Source organism: Actinacidiphila paucisporea (assembly GCF_900142575.1).
Lineage (GTDB): Bacteria > Actinomycetota > Actinomycetes > Streptomycetales > Streptomycetaceae > Actinacidiphila > Actinacidiphila paucisporea.
This window is the reverse complement of sequence record NZ_FRBI01000018.1, coordinates 31,225-45,812: the sequence shown is the minus strand read 5'-3', so window position 1 is coordinate 45,812 and position 14,588 is coordinate 31,225. Positions and strand designations below refer to the sequence as shown.

The following is a 14,588-nucleotide window of genomic DNA, read 5'->3' as shown; positions in this document are numbered from 1 at the left end:
TACGGTGTGCGCAACATTCCACCTTTCCGGGAGCCGGTCGCCATGCGTCGCAGCAGCACATCGAGCACGAACCGAAGCAGATCCGTCCCCGCGCTTGCGCTGCTGGCCGCCGCCGTCCTGCTCGCGGGGGCGGCGGGGTGCAGCAAGGCGGGGACTGCCGGGAGCTCCTCGGACGGCGGCGGCAAGGGCGGCAGTGGCGCCGTCGACGTCGGCCTGGTCTACTCCCGCACCGGGCCGCTCGCCGCGTACGGCAAGCAGTACCTCGAAGGCTTCGAGGCCGGTCTTGACTACGCCACCCACGGCACCGGCAAGGCGGCCGGGCACGAGATCCGCGTCACCGAGCAGGACGACGCGGGCGACCCGGCCAAGGCGGTGGCCGCGGCCAAGACGCTGATCGGCAAGGGCACGAAGATCCTCGCGGGCACCACCGACTCCGGGGTGGCGCTGCAACTGGCGCCGCTGGCCGCGCAGAACCGCGTGCTGTACGTCGCGGGGCCCGCCGCGACCGACGCGCTCACCGGCCTGAACGCGTACACCTTCCGCTCCGGGCGGCAGTCGTACCAGGACATCCTCACCGCGGGCTCGCTGCTCGGCGACTCGCGCGGCAGGAAGGTCGTGGTGCTGACCCAGAACTCGGCCTTCGGGCAGGCGAACGTGGCCGCGGTCAAGCGGGTGCTGGGCCAGGGGCAGGGCGCGAAGGTCGACTCGGTGCTGGCGCCGCCGAGCGCGGGCGACCTGACGCCGTTCGCGCAGCAGGTCAGGTCGAAGAAGCCGGACCTGGTGTTCGTGGCGTGGGCCGGGGCGAGCGCGCCGGCGCTGTGGACGGCGCTGGACCAGCAGGGTGTGGTCACCTCGACCAAGGTGGTGACCGGACTGGCCGGCACCGCGTCCTACCCGCTGTTCGGCGCCGCCGGGTCCAAGGTGTCGTTCCTGGCGCACTACTTCCCCGGCGCGGGGAACAACCCGGTGGACAAGGCGATGCTGGACGGCATCACCAAGGCCGGCGGCACCCCCGACCTGTTCAGCCCGGACGGCTTCACCGCGGCGCAGATGATCGTGCACGCGGTGGAGTCGGGCAGCGCCACCGACCCGGCCGCGATGGCGAAGGCCCTGGAGGGCTGGTCGTTCCAGGGGCCCAAGGGCGACGAGCAGATCAGGACCGCGGACCACGCGCTGCTGCAGCCGATGTTCACCGCGAAGCTGACCGGGACGGGCGCCGCCGCGAAGCCCGAGCTGGTCAGCCGGCTGCCGAAGGACGCGGTCACCCCGCCGTCCAAGCAGATGGCGGGCTGACCCGTGGCCCCCGTACTGCGGCTGCGCGGCCTGGGCTGGTCGGTGGGCGGCGCGACCATCGTGGACGAGGTGTCCCTCGACGTGCGGGAGGGTGAGTTCCTGGCCTTCATCGGTCCCAACGGCGCCGGCAAGACCTCGCTGTTCAACCTGATCAGCGGTCTGGTGCCGGCCACCCGTGGGTCGATCGCCCTCGACGGCGCCGATGTGACGGCCGAGAGCGTGCCCGCCCGGGCGCGGCGCGGGCTCGGCCGTACGTTCCAGACCTCCAGCCTGTGGCCGGCGATGACCGTGGCCGACCACGTACGGCTGGCGGCGCAGGCGGCTTCGGGGGGTTCGTACCGGATCTGGCGGCGCGCGTCGGCTTTCGCGGAGCGGGTCGGGCCGGTGCTGGAGCGCACCGGGCTCGCGCACCGGGCCGGCGTGCCTTCCGCGGACCTGTCGCACGGCGAGAAACGCAAGCTGGAGCTGGCGGTGCTGCTGGTCGGCGAGCCGCGGCTGATGCTGCTCGACGAGCCGATGGCCGGGGTGAGCGCGGAAGAGGTGCCCGCGCTGACCGGGTTGATCCGCTCGCTGCACCGCGACGAGGGCAGGACGGTGCTGATGGTGGAGCACCACATGGACGTGCTGCTGGGCCTGGCCGACCGGTTGGCGGTGATGCACCACGGCACGCTGCTGGCGCTCGACACCCCGCAGGCCGTGACCGCCGACCCGGTCGTGCAGCAGGCCTACCTCGGGGAGGCGCTGTGAGCACCGAACCGCTGCTCGCCGTGCGGGGCCTGGCGGTCGTCATCGGCGGCCGGCACATCCTGCACGGGGTGGACCTGGACGTCGCGCCGTCCGGTGTCACCGCGCTGCTCGGCCGCAACGGGGCGGGCAAGACCACGACGGTGCGCGGGGTGCTGGGCCTGGTGCCGCGCACGGGCAGCGTGCGCTTCCTCGGCGAGGAAACGGTACGGCTGGCGACCCACGCGCTGGTGCGCCGCGGTGTCGGCTACGCGCCCGAGGACCGTGGGATCTTCGCCGCGCTCACCGTCGCGGAGAACCTCCGGCTGGCGGAACGACCGGGCGCGGGCGGTCCCGCCTACGGCCTGGTGCACGAACTCTTTCCCGAACTCAAGGCTCGCGCAAAGCAGTTGGCGGGCACCCTGTCCGGCGGCCAGCAGCAGATGGTGGCCATCGGCCGCACCCTGCTGAACGGCAACCGGCTGATCATCGCCGACGAGCCGACCAAGGGCCTGGCGCCCAAGGTCGTCACCGAGGTGGCGCGGGTGCTGGAGCGGGCCGCGCAGGCGGTGCCGGTGCTGCTGGTCGAGCAGAACCTGGCGATGGTGCGCAGGCTCGCCGAGCACTGCGTGGTCCTCGCCGACGGCCGCACCGCGCACCGCGGCCCCGCGGCCGACCTGCTCGCCGACCCCGAGGCCACCCGGCGGCTGCTGGGCGTCGGCCGACGTGCCGACGCCGTATCCGAGGAGAATCCCATGGCACCGCAGGACACCGGGACGGCCGCCACGTCGGCGGCGGACAGCGGAAAGGCGGGCGCGTGATGTCGACCACCGTGCTGCTCGCGGTCACCGGACTGGGCCTGGGCGCCCTGTACTTCCTGGTGGCCGCCGGCCTGTCGCTGATCTTCGGGCTGATGGACGTGCTCAACTTCGCGCACGGGGCGCTGCTTTCCGTCGGCGCCTACGCCACCTGGTGGGCGGCCGGCGGGCACCTGCCGGGCGCCGGCTCCGGCGGCTTCGGCTTCGTGCTGGCGGTGTGCTTCGGCACCGCCGTCGGCACGGTGGCCGCCGTGGTGCTCGAACTGGCCCTGATCCGCCCGCTGTACGACCGCCCGCGCGAGCAGGTGCTGGCGACCGTGGGCGTCGGGCTGGCCGTGCCGGCGCTGCTGTCGGCGATCTGGGGTCCGGACGCCCGGCCCTTCCCGGGGCCCGCCGCGCTGTCCGGCACCTTCGGGCTGCTGGGGGCGCGCATCCCGGTGAACCGGCTGGTGCTGATCGGCGCCGCCGCGGTGGTCCTGGTGGCGCTGCGGCTCTTCCTCGGCGGCACGCGGCACGGCCTGGTCGTACGCGCCGGGGTGGAGGACCGGGCGATGGTCACCGCGCTGGGCATCGACGTACGGCGGGCCTTCACGCTGGTCTTCGCGATCGGCGGGGCCGCGGCCGCGCTGGGCGGGGCACTGGGCGGGCTGTACTACGGCTCGGTCGACCCGGGCCAGGGCACCTCGCTGCTGATCTTCGCCTTCGTGGTGGTGGTGATCGGGGGCACCTTCGGGGCCGGCGGCTCCGGGGCGGCCACGGGCTCGGTGGCCGGCGCCGCGCTGGCCGCCGTCGTGGTGGGCCTGGTCCAGCAGTTCGCCAACTACTACACCGCGTCGGGCCTCGGCGACCTCGCCGTCGTCGTGCTGCTCGCCGTACTGCTGCTGCTCAAGCCGGGCGGCGTCACCGGGAGGCTCGCATGACCACCGCCACGACCGCCCGCGAGGCGGCGACCGGCGGCGACGTGGCCGCGCCAGCCGGGTCACTGCGCCGCTACGGCCGCTGGTGGCCGGCCGTGGCGCTGGCCGCGCTGCTCGCGGCGCCCTACAGCTCGCTGCCGCTGCCCGGGCTGCTCGACGGCCCGATCGGCAGCGCCGGGAGCCTGCAACTGCTGGCCCTGTGCCTGGTGTTCGGGGCGCTCGCCACCGGGTACGACCTGCTGCTGGGGCGTACGGGTCTGCTGTCGTTCGGGCACGCGCTGTATTTCGCCGCGGGCAGCTACGCCACCGAACTGATCATGGTGGAGGCCGGGTTGCCGTTCGCGGTGGCTGCGGTGCTCGGGCTGTGCTGCGGCATCGCGCTGGCCGCGGCGCTGGGGTCGGTGGCGCTGCGGGTCGGCGGTATCGCCTTCTCCATGGTCACGCTGGCCTTCGCGCAGGCCGGATCGATCCTGGTGGAGCGCGACCCGGGCGGTGTCACCGGCGGCGAGGAGGGCCGGGCCATCCCGGCGGACCGGCTGCCGGCGTCGCTTGCCGGTATCGGGAACACCGCGAACCTCTACTGGATCGCGCTGGCCTACCTGGTGCTGACCCTCGCGGTGGTGCACTGGGCGGTGCGCTCCCCCACCGGCCGGGTCTGGGAGGGCATCAAGGAGAACGAGCGCCGGGTGGAGGTGCTCGGCCTGCGCCCGTACGGCTTCAAGCTGGTCGCCTTCGTGCTGGCCGGTGCGCTGGCCGCGGTCGGCGGGATCGTGCACCTGCTGCTGACCGGTGGGGCGACACCGCAGACCACGACGTCGGACTTCACGCTGTCCCTGCTGGTGATGGTGGTGCTGGGCGGTTCCGGGTCGCGCTGGGGGCCGCTGGTCGGCGGTGTCCTCTACACCTGGGCCGACCACCGCCTCGGCGACCTCGCCGGGTCGCCGGCGGTCTCGGGCCTGCCGTCCTTCCTGCGGGTGCCGCTGTCGCAGCCGCTGTTCCTGCTGGGCGCCCTCTTCGTCGCCACTGTCGTCGCCCTGCCGGGCGGCCTCACCCGCCTGCCCGCCCGGCTGCGGCGGCGCTGACCCGCCGTCAGCGCAGGGTGGCGGTCAGGCTGCGGCCGTACAGCCCGGCGGTGTCCGCCTCGACGGTCGTACCGCCGGGGGTGGAGCGGAACCGCAGCCGCGGATCGGCGGCCACCGGGTGCAGGCGCCGTCCGCGCAGCTGGAGCGTCACGGTGGCGCGGCCGGTGGTCGGGTCTGCCACCGCGAGCGAGACGGTCCCGTCGCGGGCCTCGCGCAGCAGGACGGAGGCGGTTCCCTCGACGGTGAGGCGGTCGACCCGGTGGGAGCCGGCGGTGAAGGTGTTGGCGGCCAGCAGGCCGAGGCCGCGGTGGCCGACCGCCTGGACGGCGGTGGTGTTGGCGAGCACGGCGAGCGGGCCGCGGGCGTACGACCGCAGGGCCCGCTCGGTGGCGCCGGGGACGATGGCGTAGGCCAGCGCGGTGTGCCCGGCGCCCGGCTCCTGGTGGAAGGCCAGGGTGAAGACCTGCTTGGTGACCGGCGTGTCGGGGTTGGTGAGCCGGACCGCGCGGCGGCTGCGGGTGACGGTGTCCAGGGCGACGGTGGGCTGCGGCTGGCGCGGGTCGAGCAGGACGTAGCCGACGGCGGCGCCCTGGGCCGGGTCGGCGTACCGCAGCCAGGCCAGCGGGGCGGTGCCGGTGCCCGACCAGGGGGCGCCGCCGCGGACCTCGCCGGTGAGGGCGACCGGGTCGGCGGCGCCGGCGATCCTGGCGTCGGCGGTCGTGGTGACCGCGCGCCCCGCGCTGTCGCCGACGCCGGCGGCGAGCACCACGATCTCGTCGTCCAGCATGAACCACGACCGGGTGCCGTCGGCGCCGCGGTAGGCGACGAAGTCGGCGGGGAGCTGCCCGGCCTGCTTCGCGGCCCAGGCAGCGTCGGGCGCCAGCACCATCGCGGCGGCGCCGTACGGGCCGAGGACGGCGCCGCCGGACAGCGGGTTGGTGCCGCGCGGGAAGTAGACGTAGGTGTTCTGCGACTGGGACGAGGAGGTGAAGCCGGCGGCGGGGTTGTCGTACCACTGGGTGCCGTACAGCTCCGGGACGGTCAGCCGGGTCTCGGCGGGGGCGATGACGCCGGCCAGCCGGTCCGGGGGGACGGCGGTGAAGTAGTCGACGCCGAATGCCTGCGTCTGGTCCTGCCCCGACAGGTACAGGTAGTGGGCGCCCGCGCCCTGGAACCACGGCGCCAGGTTCTCGCCGCTCATGTACTCGTAGCCGCTGATCCGGGTGGAGCTGCGGGCCAGCGCGAAGGTCCACCCGGGGCGGCGGTGGACGCTGCGGTCCATGGCGGGGTAAGCGCTGTGCAGGGCGGCGGGGTTGATGTCGCGGGCCGGGATCGCGGGGTCGGCGAGCAGGTCGGCGTAGCGGGCGACGCTGACCGGGGAGACGAAGCCGGCCGGGTCGGGCGCGGCCTTCGTGACCTGGCGCAGGTGCTTGGCGTAGCCGGCCAGCGCGGTGGCGGCGTCGCCGGCCGCGTAGCCGGACAGGTCCACGACGGCCTCGACCACGGCGGCGACGTCGGCGTATCCGGTGCCGGTCCTGGAGACCGCCCGGCCCTTGACGATCTCGGACATCCAGCCCTCGACGATCAGCGGCGCGAAGCTGTCGGCGACCCAGCCGGTGACGGCTCCCACCAGGCGTCCGTCGCCGGGTGCGTAGCCGGTGCCGTCGAGGATCTTGACCGTCTGCACCACCCGGGTGAGCAGCCCGGTGCCGTACGAGCCGGTGTAGGCCACCGACGAGTGCTGGAGGAAGGAGCCGTCGGCGTAGAAACCGTCGGTGACGCCGTGCCGCGGGGCGTACGGGTCGACGGTCGCGTAGACGGTCAGCTGGTCGGCGACCGCCTTGGTGACACGGGCGGCGTCGCCGAGCGCGGCTCCCTGCAGGATGCGGTTGGTGGTGATGTCGGCGAGGTTGGCGCCGGTGTGGAAGCGCGAGTCGAGGTCGACGTCGCCGTCCTTGCCGTTGCGCAGGTAGGCGTCCATCGCGGCGACGTAGGTGGCGGTGAGGTCGGGTGCGGCCTGGGCGAGCACGTCGGCGAGCAGGACCAGGGTGCGGCCGGCGTAGGTCGAGATGCCGATCTCCCAGGTGAACCAGTTGCCGTAGTAGCCGGCGGCCTGGTCCCCGTAGTAGCCGTCGTAGAGCCAGGTCAGACCGTCGATGACGCGCTGCTGCACGGCCGGGTCGCCCTGCAGGGCGGAGCCGGGGGCGCGGGTGGCCAGCGCGATCTCGTACAGGTACTGGAAGGAGCCGGCCAGGTGCGGGTCGCTGGTGCCGAGGCCGAGCCCGCGGAAGAGCTCGCCGGTGCCGGCCGCGTCCATCGCGGCGAGCCTGGCGGTGGCGGTGGCCTGGAGGGCGGCGAGCTTGCCCGCGACCTCGGGGCGGGCGTTGGACTCCGGGGTGCCGCAGAATATCGCGGTGACATTGCCGAGCAGCGTGTCCCGGTCGGTGCCGGCCGGGGGTACGGCGGCGGCGCGCGTCTGCCCGGCCAGAGCCAGCAGGGTGCCGGCCGGGACGATCGACATCAGGGCACGACGGGATATCTGCACGGCGGACGCTCCGGGCGGTCGGCGGGCGGCGCCGCATGCCGGGCGCCACCCGCATTGAAGCAACCGTGGCCCCACCTGTCACCGGGAGCGACAGGAGTCACTCCGGGCAGCCATGGGCGCTGACTGCCGGTCACCTGCCGGTGGTGGCCGGCAGCCCTTCCGCCACCGGCCTGCTCCCCCGCTCACGGCACCACGATCACCGGCCAGCGCCCGGTCCTGACCAGCCGCACCCCGGGCGAGCCGAACAGCCGGTGGCGCAGGCCCTTGGACGCCCCGACGACCACGGTGTCCGCCCGCAGCTCGTCGGCGGTCTCGGCCAGCCCGGTCACCACGTCGGCGGCGCGCAGGACCTGGAACTCCCACCGCGGGGCCGGCAGGCCGACCGTGCCGGCCAGCCCGCTCGCCACCCGGTGCCGCAGCCGCTCGGCGAGCGCCAGGTCGTCCGCGGCGAGCATCCAGGACAGGCCGGCGAGCATCGCGGTGGTGTGCACCGGCAGCACGTGGACCATCACCAGCAGCGCGTCCTGCCGGCGGGCGAGACCGACGGCGTAGGCGGCGGCCCGCCACGAGGAGTCGGAGTCGTCCAGTCCGACCACCACGACACGGCCGCCGCCCCGCGGGGCGGCGGCCCGATCGAAACCCACGGCCTTGCCGTGCCGGCGCTACGCCACCGGACCGCCGGCCGGACCGCCGCCCGCGGCCTTCCCCGCCGCGGGCTGCTCCTCGTCCTGGTCGGCGAAGGCGGCCGCCGTGGTCCGCAGCGGCACCTCCTTGAGCAGCGTGGACAGCACCAGCGCGATCACCAGGACGCCGGCGCCGACCAGGAAGGCCACGTTGATGGCACCGGTGAAGCCGACCTTGAAGGGGTGGCCGAGCGCCGGGTCGATGTGGTTGAGGAATGACGTGTCGTTGAGGCTTCCCGAGCCGCCGGAGGTGAGCATCCTGAGCTGGTCGGGGTGCGCGGCCGCGGCCTTGTCGAAGGCGGCGCTGCCGCGCGCGTCGGCGTAGGCCGAGCTGATCCGGCCGCCGACCACCGAGTAGACGATGGACAGGAAGACGGCGACGCCGAGCGTGCCGCCCATCTGCCGGAAGAAGGTGGTCGACGAGGTGGCCACGCCGATGTCCTGCGGCGGTACGGCGTTCTGCATGGCCAGCACGATGGTCTGGAAGTTCAGCCCGAGCCCGGCGCCGACCACGAACATGGCGGCGTCGACGTACGGCAGGTTGCTGTCGGCGTCCATCTGCCAGAACATCAGCATGCCGGCGACCAGCAGCGCGCAGCCGATGATCGGGAAGATCTTGTAGCGGCCGGTGCGCGAGGTGATCAGGCCGGAGACCATCGACAGCACCATGATGCCGAGCACCAGGGGCAGCGTCAGCAGGCCCGCCTTGGTGGGCGAGTTGCCCTTGACCAGCTGGAGGTAGAGCGGGATGAGGGTGATGCCGCCGAACATCCCGATGCCGATGATCGCGGACTGGGCGGAACCCAGCGCGAAGACGCCGTTGCGGAACAGCCGCAGCGGCAGCAGCGCCTCGTCACCGGCCCTGCGCTCGGCGAACAGGAAGCAGACGACACCGACCGCGCCGACGACGTAACACAGCAGCGCGGTGCCGCTGCCCCAGCCCCACTCGCGGCCCTGCTCGGCGACGATCAGCAGCGGCACCAGGGCGACGATCAGCGCGAGCGCGCCGAGCGAGTCCACCTTGTGGGGGCGGCGGTCCTGCTTGACGTGCAGCACCTTGGCCACCACGATCAGCGCCAGGACGCCGATCGGCACGTTGACCAGGAAGATCCACCGCCAGCCGTCGATGCCCAGCAGCGAGTCCTGGCCGGCGAGCGCGCCGCCGATGACCGGGCCGAGCACGCTGGAGGTGCCGAAGACGGCCATGAAGTAGCCCTGGTACTTGGCGCGTTCGCGGGGCGGGATGATGTCGCCGATGATCGCGAAGGCCAGCGAGAACAGGCCGCCGGCGCCTATGCCCTGGAAGGCGCGGAAGCCGGCCAGCATGTACATCGAGGTGGAGAGCATGCACAGCGCGGATCCGACGACGAAGACCGAGATCGCGAAGAGGAAGAAGGGCTTGCGGCCGTACTGGTCGGACAGCTTGCCGTACAGCGGCGTGGCGATGGTCGAGGTGATCAGGAAGGACGTGGTCACCCAGGCCTGCGCCGTCAGGCCGTTGAGGCTCTCGCCGATCTTGTAGATGGCGGTGGAGACCACCGTCTGGTCCAGTGCGGCGAGGAACATCCCCAGCAGCAGTCCGGACAGGATGATCATGATCTGCCGGTGCGTGTAGCCCGTCGGGGGTGCGGCGGTGCCGGTCTGCGCGGCGTCTGCTTGGGCGCTCATGGGGACTCTTTCTCCGGATCCTTGCTTGCCCTGGGCAACGATACTGCGGGATGCCGGAAAGCGCCGACCCGGCGGGCGTCAATACCCGTCCCACGGCCGGGAACTGCGCATCATGCCCGTTATGATCACCCTGACGTACTCCGCCGCATTCATCACGTTCTTCTCCGTGATCGGGCCGCCGAAGGTGCTGCTGGCCTTCGCCGGGCTCGCGCAGCACCACCCGCGCGGGGACCTGCGCACCATCGCGCTGATCTCGTCGGCCGGCGCGGTGGTCATCGGGGTGGCCACCGGTTTCCTCTCGCCCTGGCTGCTCGAACTGTTCCACATCTCGACCCCCGCGCTGGCGCTGGCCGGCGGGATCATCTTCTTCCTCTACGCCATCGGCCTGGTGCTCGGCCTGCACATCGGGACCGAGGCGCAGGGCGAGGACGGACCCGACATCACCAGCGGGCTGCGGGAGTTGCTGGTGCCGTACGTGGTCAGCCCGCTGGCCATGACGGCGGTGCTGATCGAGGCGGCGGAGCGCGACGACTGGAGCTGGCGCGGCACCGTCGTCGCGGCCTTCATCTCGGTCATCGCGGTGGACCTGGTCTGCGTCCTGCTGCTCGGCGGCCTGCTGCAGCGGACCCACACCGCCGTCGTGGAGCTGGGCGCCCGGCTGATCGGGCTGCTGCTCGCCGCGGTCGGTGTCGACCTGGTGCTCGACGGTCTCTTCGACCTCGGCGTCGCCACGCTGTCGGCCCGCAAGTAGCGGCCCCCACAGGGCGCGTGGCGGGCATCTTAGGCCAACCGCCCGCATGTACCGCAGGAAAATGCCAGAACTCCCCGAAACGGATGGCACGCAGCGTAACTTGCTCGTCACCGCCTGAGCCGGGGCGGCCGCGCGGCGCGTGGATCGAGGGGAGCGGTGTGTCCGGGATCGACGAGTGCCTGCTGCGGGCGATGGCGCTGCCCGGGGCACGCGGTGCCGCCCTGGTGGAATGGGTCAGCGGGCTGGCGCTCGGCGTGATCGGCGAGGCGGCGGGCGGCGACCACGAGGCGGTCGCGGCCGAGACCGCGGCCTACGCCAGGGCGACCGCCGAGCACCCGGTCTTCACCGCGGGCCACCGCGGCACGGGAATCGCGGCCGAGGAGGCGATGGTGGTCACCGGCACCGGCTACCACCTGCTGCGCTTCCTCGAAGCACCCTACGAGGGCGGGGTGTTCCTCTACCTGTGGCTCGACCGGGACCAGGGCAACCTCGCGCTGGCGCTGCGGGGCCTGCGCGAACTCGCCGAAGGGCTGGTCCTGCTGTGAGCGCGGCGGACGGCCACTCCCCCATGCTGTTCCGGCTCGCGGAGCAGCGCGCCACCGGTGTGCTGCTGCGGGACACCGGCGCGCTCTACCTCGCCGACGGCGAGGTGGTGCACGCCGAGAGCCCGGCGGCGCCCGGCATCGAGGTGCTGCTGACCGCGGGCGGCCGGCTCTCACCGGAGACCTGGCAGGAGGCGGTGGCCGCCGCGGGCGCCGCCTGCGCGACCGGCCGCTGGCTGATCGAGCACCGCAGGCTGGCGGCGGGCGAGTTGGAGATCAGCCGGCTCGGCGCGCTGTACGACGCGGCCTACTTCGTGCTGTTACCCGCCGCGGGCCCGACCCGGTTCCGGCACGGGGTGCGGCACTGGTTCGGCTCGCTGGGCGGTGTCCCGGTGGCCAGGGTGGAGTACGAGACCCGGCGGCGCCGGCTGCTGCTCGACTCGCTGTGGCCGCACCCGCGGCTGGACGCGGCGCCGGTGACGGTGGCCAGGGCCGCGCTGCGGCCCGCGGCGTGGCCGCCCTTCGTGCCGCGCCGGCAGGCCGCGGTCCTCGACCTCGCGGACGGCGTGCGCACCCCGTCGGCGATCGCGGCACTCCTGGGCCGGCCGGCCTTCCACGCGCTGCTCGACGTACGGCGGCTGGCGGCGCTCGGGCTCGTCGAGACCCCGCGCGGCGGCACGCGGGCGCCGGCGCGGGCGCCGGCCTGGTTCCAGAACATCGGCGACGACCCGGACGCGGCGCTGCTGCGCCGGCTGCGGGTCGCGCTGGAGCGGTTGTGAAGCGGGCGTTGCAGCGGCACGCCCTGCGTGCCGAGCGGAGGAGGTCGATGGTGCACGAAGCCGCTATACGTACCGAGTTGGAAGGGCTGCGGGCGCGGTTGCCGGAGGCGACCGGGGCGCTCGCGGCGACCGCCGACGGCCTGCTGCTGGCCGCGGACGCGCCCGGAGTGCAGGCCGAAGGCTTCGCGGCGCTGACCGCCGCCGCCCTGGGCGTGGCCCTGCGGCTCACCGACGGCGCGGGGCAGCACTCGCTGCGCGAACTGCTGGTCCGCAGCGAGACCGGCTTCGTCGCGCTGCACGCGGCCGGGCGTGAGGCGGTGATCGCGGTCATCGCCGGGCCGCGCGCCAACGTCGGCCGGCTGCACCTGGAGGCCCGCCGCAGCAGCGCCCGGCTGGCGGACCTGCTCGACGGCGTCCCCACCGTGCCGGAAGGCGGCGGTGCGCCGTGACCGACCAGCCGCCCCGGCCCCGCGGCACCCGGGCCAGGCCCCGTGCCCAGGACCCCACGAAGAACCCGACAGCACAGCACACACCGTCGAAGGGAAGCACGAAGATCATGGCCAACTCCGAAACCGCGCTCAAGGACGCGATGACCTCCATCGAGGGCGTCATCGGCGTCGCGCTCGTCGACTACACCAGCGGCATGGCGCTGGGCACCCTCGGCGGCGGCAAGGACCTCGACCTGTCCGTGGCCGCCGCCGGCAACACCGACGTCGTCCGGGCCAAGGCCCGCACGATGGAGATGCTCGGCCTCAAGGACGAGATCGAGGACATCCTGATCACCCTGAGCGGGCAGTACCACCTGATCCGACTGCTGCGCGGCCGCGGCAAGAGCGGCCTGTTCCTCTACCTGGCGCTCGACCGCGGCCGGGCGAATCTGGCGATGGCCAGGCACCAGCTCAAGTCCATCGAGGCCGACCTGGAGGTGTGACCTGCCCGGGCGGGCCGGCCGGAATCCGGCCCGCCCTGGCGTACGGCGGCCTGCGGCGCGCACCGAAGGCGAGCGCCGACGGCGGAACCAGCGGCGGAACCGGCGGCCGAGGTGGCCGCCCCGATCCGGCGCCGCGCAGGCGGCCCGACAACCGTACGGCCGGACCAACCGGCCACCGGCTATTGCGCACTTCGGGTGACTGTGCACCGAGGCTGACGCCGTACGGGCCGGGGCCGTGGTCTGCTGGGCGGTGACAGACCGGGTCGAGCAGAGGTGCCGATGTGAACAGCCTCGCGGGGCAGGCGCAGACGCGGCCGGGGCTGCGCTGCCTGGTCACCGGGGCGACCGGCTACATCGGCGGCCGGCTGGTCCCCGAACTGCTGGACGCCGGCCACGAGGTGCGCTGCCTGGCCCGCACACCGGTCAAGCTGCGCGACCACCCCTGGGTGGGCAGGACCGAGGTGGTCGCGGGCGACGTGACCGACGAGGCGTCGGTACGGGACGCGCTGCGCGACATCGACGTCGCCTACTACCTGGTGCACGCGCTCGGTACGGGCGCCGGCTTCGAGCGCACCGACCGGGCGGCGGCCCGGGTCTTCGGTGAGCAGGCGCGGGCGGCCGGGGTGCGGCGGATCGTCTACCTCGGCGGCCTCACCCCGCGCGGGGTCGCCGAGAGCGACCTGTCACCGCACCTGCGCTCGCGCGCCGAGGTCGGGCGGATCCTGCTGGACTCGGGGGTGCCGGCGACGGTGCTGCGGGCCGCGGTCATCATCGGTTCCGGCTCCGCGTCCTTCGAGATGCTGCGGTATCTCACCGAGCGGCTGCCGGTGATGGTCACGCCGAGCTGGGTCCGTACGAGGATGCAGCCGATCGCGGTACGGGACGTGCTGCGCTACCTCGTCGGCAGCGCCGCGATGCCGTCGCATGTCAGCCGGGCCTTCGACATCGGCGGCCCCGACGTGGTCACCTACCGCGAGCTGATGCAGCGTTACGCGGCGGTGGCCGGGCTGCCGCCGCGGGTCATCGTGCCGGTGCCGGTGCTGACGCCGCGGCTGTCCAGCCACTGGGTCGGGCTGGTCACCCCGGTGCCCGCGTCGGTCGCCAAACCGCTGGCCGAGTCGCTGCGGCACGAGGTCGTCTGCGACGAGCACGACATCGCCGACCACGTGCCCGACCCGCCGGGCGCGCCCATCGGGGTGGACGCGGCGCTGACGCTGGCGCTGCGCCGGGTGCGGGACGCGCAGGTCAGCACCCGCTGGTCGTCGGCCGCGGTGCCCGGCGCCCCCAGCGACCCGCTGCCCACCGACCCCGACTGGGCGGGCGGCAGCCTCTACACCGACCGGCGGCAGACCGTCGTCGACGCCAGCCCCGCCGACCTGTGGCGGGTGATCGAGGGCATCGGCGGCGAGAACGGCTGGTATTCCTTCCCGCTCGCGTGGGCGCTGCGCGGCCTGCTCGACCGGCTGGTCGGCGGGGTGGGCCTGCGCAGGGGGCGCCGCGACGCGACCCGGCTGCGGGTCGGCGACTCGCTCGACTTCTGGCGGGTCGAGGAGATCGAACGCGGCCGCCTGCTGCGGCTGCGCGCCGAGATGCGCCTGCCGGGCCTGGCCTGGCTGGAGATGTCCGCCGACCGCGACCCCGCCGGCCGCACCCGCTACCGCCAGCGCGCCGTCTTCCACCCGCGCGGCCTGCTGGGCCACGCCTACTGGTGGGCCATCTCCCCCTTCCACGCCGCCGTGTTCGGCGGCATGGCCCGCAACATCGCGCAGGCGGCGGCCCGTGCGAGGACGGAGGAGGCGGCGTGAGCCGCGCGGCCGGCGCACCGGGCCGGGCCGGATGCGGCACGGCGCACGGGG

The 14,588-nt window shown here is 74.0% G+C and carries 14 protein-coding genes; 11 read left to right on the top strand and 3 right to left on the bottom strand.

The window, feature by feature from the left end; genetic code table 11:
• Positions 1-42 precede the first annotated feature (42 nt).
• The 5 genes from BUE44_RS24025 to BUE44_RS24005 are packed head-to-tail and all read left to right on the top strand — an operon-like array spanning position 43 to position 4,833.
• On the top strand, positions 43-1,293 hold the full coding sequence (locus tag BUE44_RS24025; protein ID WP_073501150.1) for a substrate-binding domain-containing protein: 1,251 nt from the start codon (positions 43-45) through the stop codon (positions 1,291-1,293).
• A gap of 3 nt (positions 1,294-1,296) precedes the next feature.
• A complete protein-coding gene (locus BUE44_RS24020; RefSeq protein WP_073501064.1) occupies positions 1,297-2,040 on the top strand; it encodes an ABC transporter ATP-binding protein in 744 nt (247 codons plus the stop codon).
• Positions 2,037-2,837, top strand: a complete 801-nt coding sequence (locus BUE44_RS24015; RefSeq protein WP_079190024.1) for an ABC transporter ATP-binding protein — start codon at positions 2,037-2,039, stop codon at positions 2,835-2,837. Before BUE44_RS24020 ends, BUE44_RS24015 begins: the two co-directional genes overlap by 4 nt.
• Positions 2,837-3,754, top strand: coding sequence for a branched-chain amino acid ABC transporter permease (locus BUE44_RS24010; protein WP_073501063.1), 918 nt, complete (start codon positions 2,837-2,839; stop codon positions 3,752-3,754). Before BUE44_RS24015 ends, BUE44_RS24010 begins: the two co-directional genes overlap by 1 nt.
• Positions 3,751-4,833, top strand: coding sequence for a branched-chain amino acid ABC transporter permease (locus tag BUE44_RS24005; RefSeq protein ID WP_073501062.1), 1,083 nt, complete (start codon positions 3,751-3,753; stop codon positions 4,831-4,833). The genes BUE44_RS24010 and BUE44_RS24005 overlap by 4 nt, the downstream gene beginning before the upstream one ends.
• 7 nt (positions 4,834-4,840) lie before the next feature.
• Here the strand turns inward: BUE44_RS24005 and BUE44_RS24000 are convergent, their stop codons facing one another.
• The 3 genes from BUE44_RS24000 to BUE44_RS23990 all read right to left on the bottom strand — a co-directional run bounded on the left by BUE44_RS24000 (position 4,841) and on the right by BUE44_RS23990 (position 9,729).
• Positions 4,841-7,378 carry a polysaccharide lyase family 8 super-sandwich domain-containing protein gene (locus tag BUE44_RS24000; RefSeq protein ID WP_073501061.1) on the bottom strand — a complete coding sequence of 846 codons (2,538 nt, stop codon included), beginning with the start codon at positions 7,376-7,378 and terminating at the stop codon, positions 4,841-4,843.
• Positions 7,379-7,560: 182 nt separating this feature from the next.
• On the bottom strand, positions 7,561-8,022 hold the full coding sequence (locus BUE44_RS23995; RefSeq protein ID WP_073501060.1) for a universal stress protein: 462 nt from the start codon (positions 8,020-8,022) through the stop codon (positions 7,561-7,563).
• An 18-nt stretch (positions 8,023-8,040) separates the two neighbouring features.
• Positions 8,041-9,729: an MDR family MFS transporter gene (locus tag BUE44_RS23990; RefSeq protein WP_073501059.1), complete on the bottom strand. Its 1,689-nt coding sequence runs from the start codon at positions 9,727-9,729 to the stop codon at positions 8,041-8,043.
• Positions 9,730-9,850: 121 nt separating this feature from the next.
• Here BUE44_RS23990 and BUE44_RS23985 point away from each other — a divergent pair, with 121 nt between their 5' ends.
• The 6 genes from BUE44_RS23985 to BUE44_RS23960 all read left to right on the top strand — a co-directional run bounded on the left by BUE44_RS23985 (position 9,851) and on the right by BUE44_RS23960 (position 14,537).
• Complete coding sequence (locus BUE44_RS23985; RefSeq protein ID WP_073501058.1) at positions 9,851-10,480, top strand: MarC family protein; 630 nt, start codon at positions 9,851-9,853, stop codon at positions 10,478-10,480.
• A gap of 158 nt (positions 10,481-10,638) precedes the next feature.
• Positions 10,639-11,025, top strand: coding sequence for a hypothetical protein (locus BUE44_RS23980; protein WP_073501057.1), 387 nt, complete (start codon positions 10,639-10,641; stop codon positions 11,023-11,025).
• 23 nt (positions 11,026-11,048) lie between these two features.
• Positions 11,049-11,801, top strand: coding sequence for a hypothetical protein (locus tag BUE44_RS23975; RefSeq protein ID WP_073501056.1), 753 nt, complete (start codon positions 11,049-11,051; stop codon positions 11,799-11,801).
• A gap of 47 nt (positions 11,802-11,848) precedes the next feature.
• Positions 11,849-12,250 carry a roadblock/LC7 domain-containing protein gene (locus BUE44_RS36660; RefSeq protein ID WP_073501055.1) on the top strand — a complete coding sequence of 134 codons (402 nt, stop codon included), beginning with the start codon at positions 11,849-11,851 and terminating at the stop codon, positions 12,248-12,250.
• Positions 12,251-12,357: 107 nt separating this feature from the next.
• Positions 12,358-12,732 (top strand): hypothetical protein, encoded by a 375-nt coding sequence (locus tag BUE44_RS36655; protein ID WP_073501054.1) that lies wholly within the window; start codon positions 12,358-12,360, stop codon positions 12,730-12,732.
• Positions 12,733-13,013: 281 nt separating this feature from the next.
• The gene (locus BUE44_RS23960) at positions 13,014-14,537 is read left to right on the top strand and encodes an SDR family oxidoreductase (protein ID WP_073501053.1); all 1,524 of its coding nucleotides are present in this window, start codon (positions 13,014-13,016) and stop codon (positions 14,535-14,537) included.
• Positions 14,538-14,588 lie beyond the last annotated feature (51 nt).

Coding starts and splice junctions, on each gene's coding strand:
- BUE44_RS24025 (WP_073501150.1), top strand. CDS start 43: ATGCGTCGCAGCAGCACATCGAGCACGAACCGAAGCAGATCCGTCCCC.
- BUE44_RS23985 (WP_073501058.1), top strand. CDS start 9,851: ATGATCACCCTGACGTACTCCGCCGCATTCATCACGTTCTTCTCCGTG.
- BUE44_RS36655 (WP_073501054.1), top strand. CDS start 12,358: ATGGCCAACTCCGAAACCGCGCTCAAGGACGCGATGACCTCCATCGAG.
- BUE44_RS23975 (WP_073501056.1), top strand. CDS start 11,049: ATGCTGTTCCGGCTCGCGGAGCAGCGCGCCACCGGTGTGCTGCTGCGG.
- BUE44_RS24010 (WP_073501063.1), top strand. CDS start 2,837: ATGTCGACCACCGTGCTGCTCGCGGTCACCGGACTGGGCCTGGGCGCC.
- BUE44_RS23990 (WP_073501059.1), bottom strand. CDS start 9,729: ATGAGCGCCCAAGCAGACGCCGCGCAGACCGGCACCGCCGCACCCCCG.
- BUE44_RS24005 (WP_073501062.1), top strand. CDS start 3,751: ATGACCACCGCCACGACCGCCCGCGAGGCGGCGACCGGCGGCGACGTG.
- BUE44_RS36660 (WP_073501055.1), top strand. CDS start 11,849: ATGGTGCACGAAGCCGCTATACGTACCGAGTTGGAAGGGCTGCGGGCG.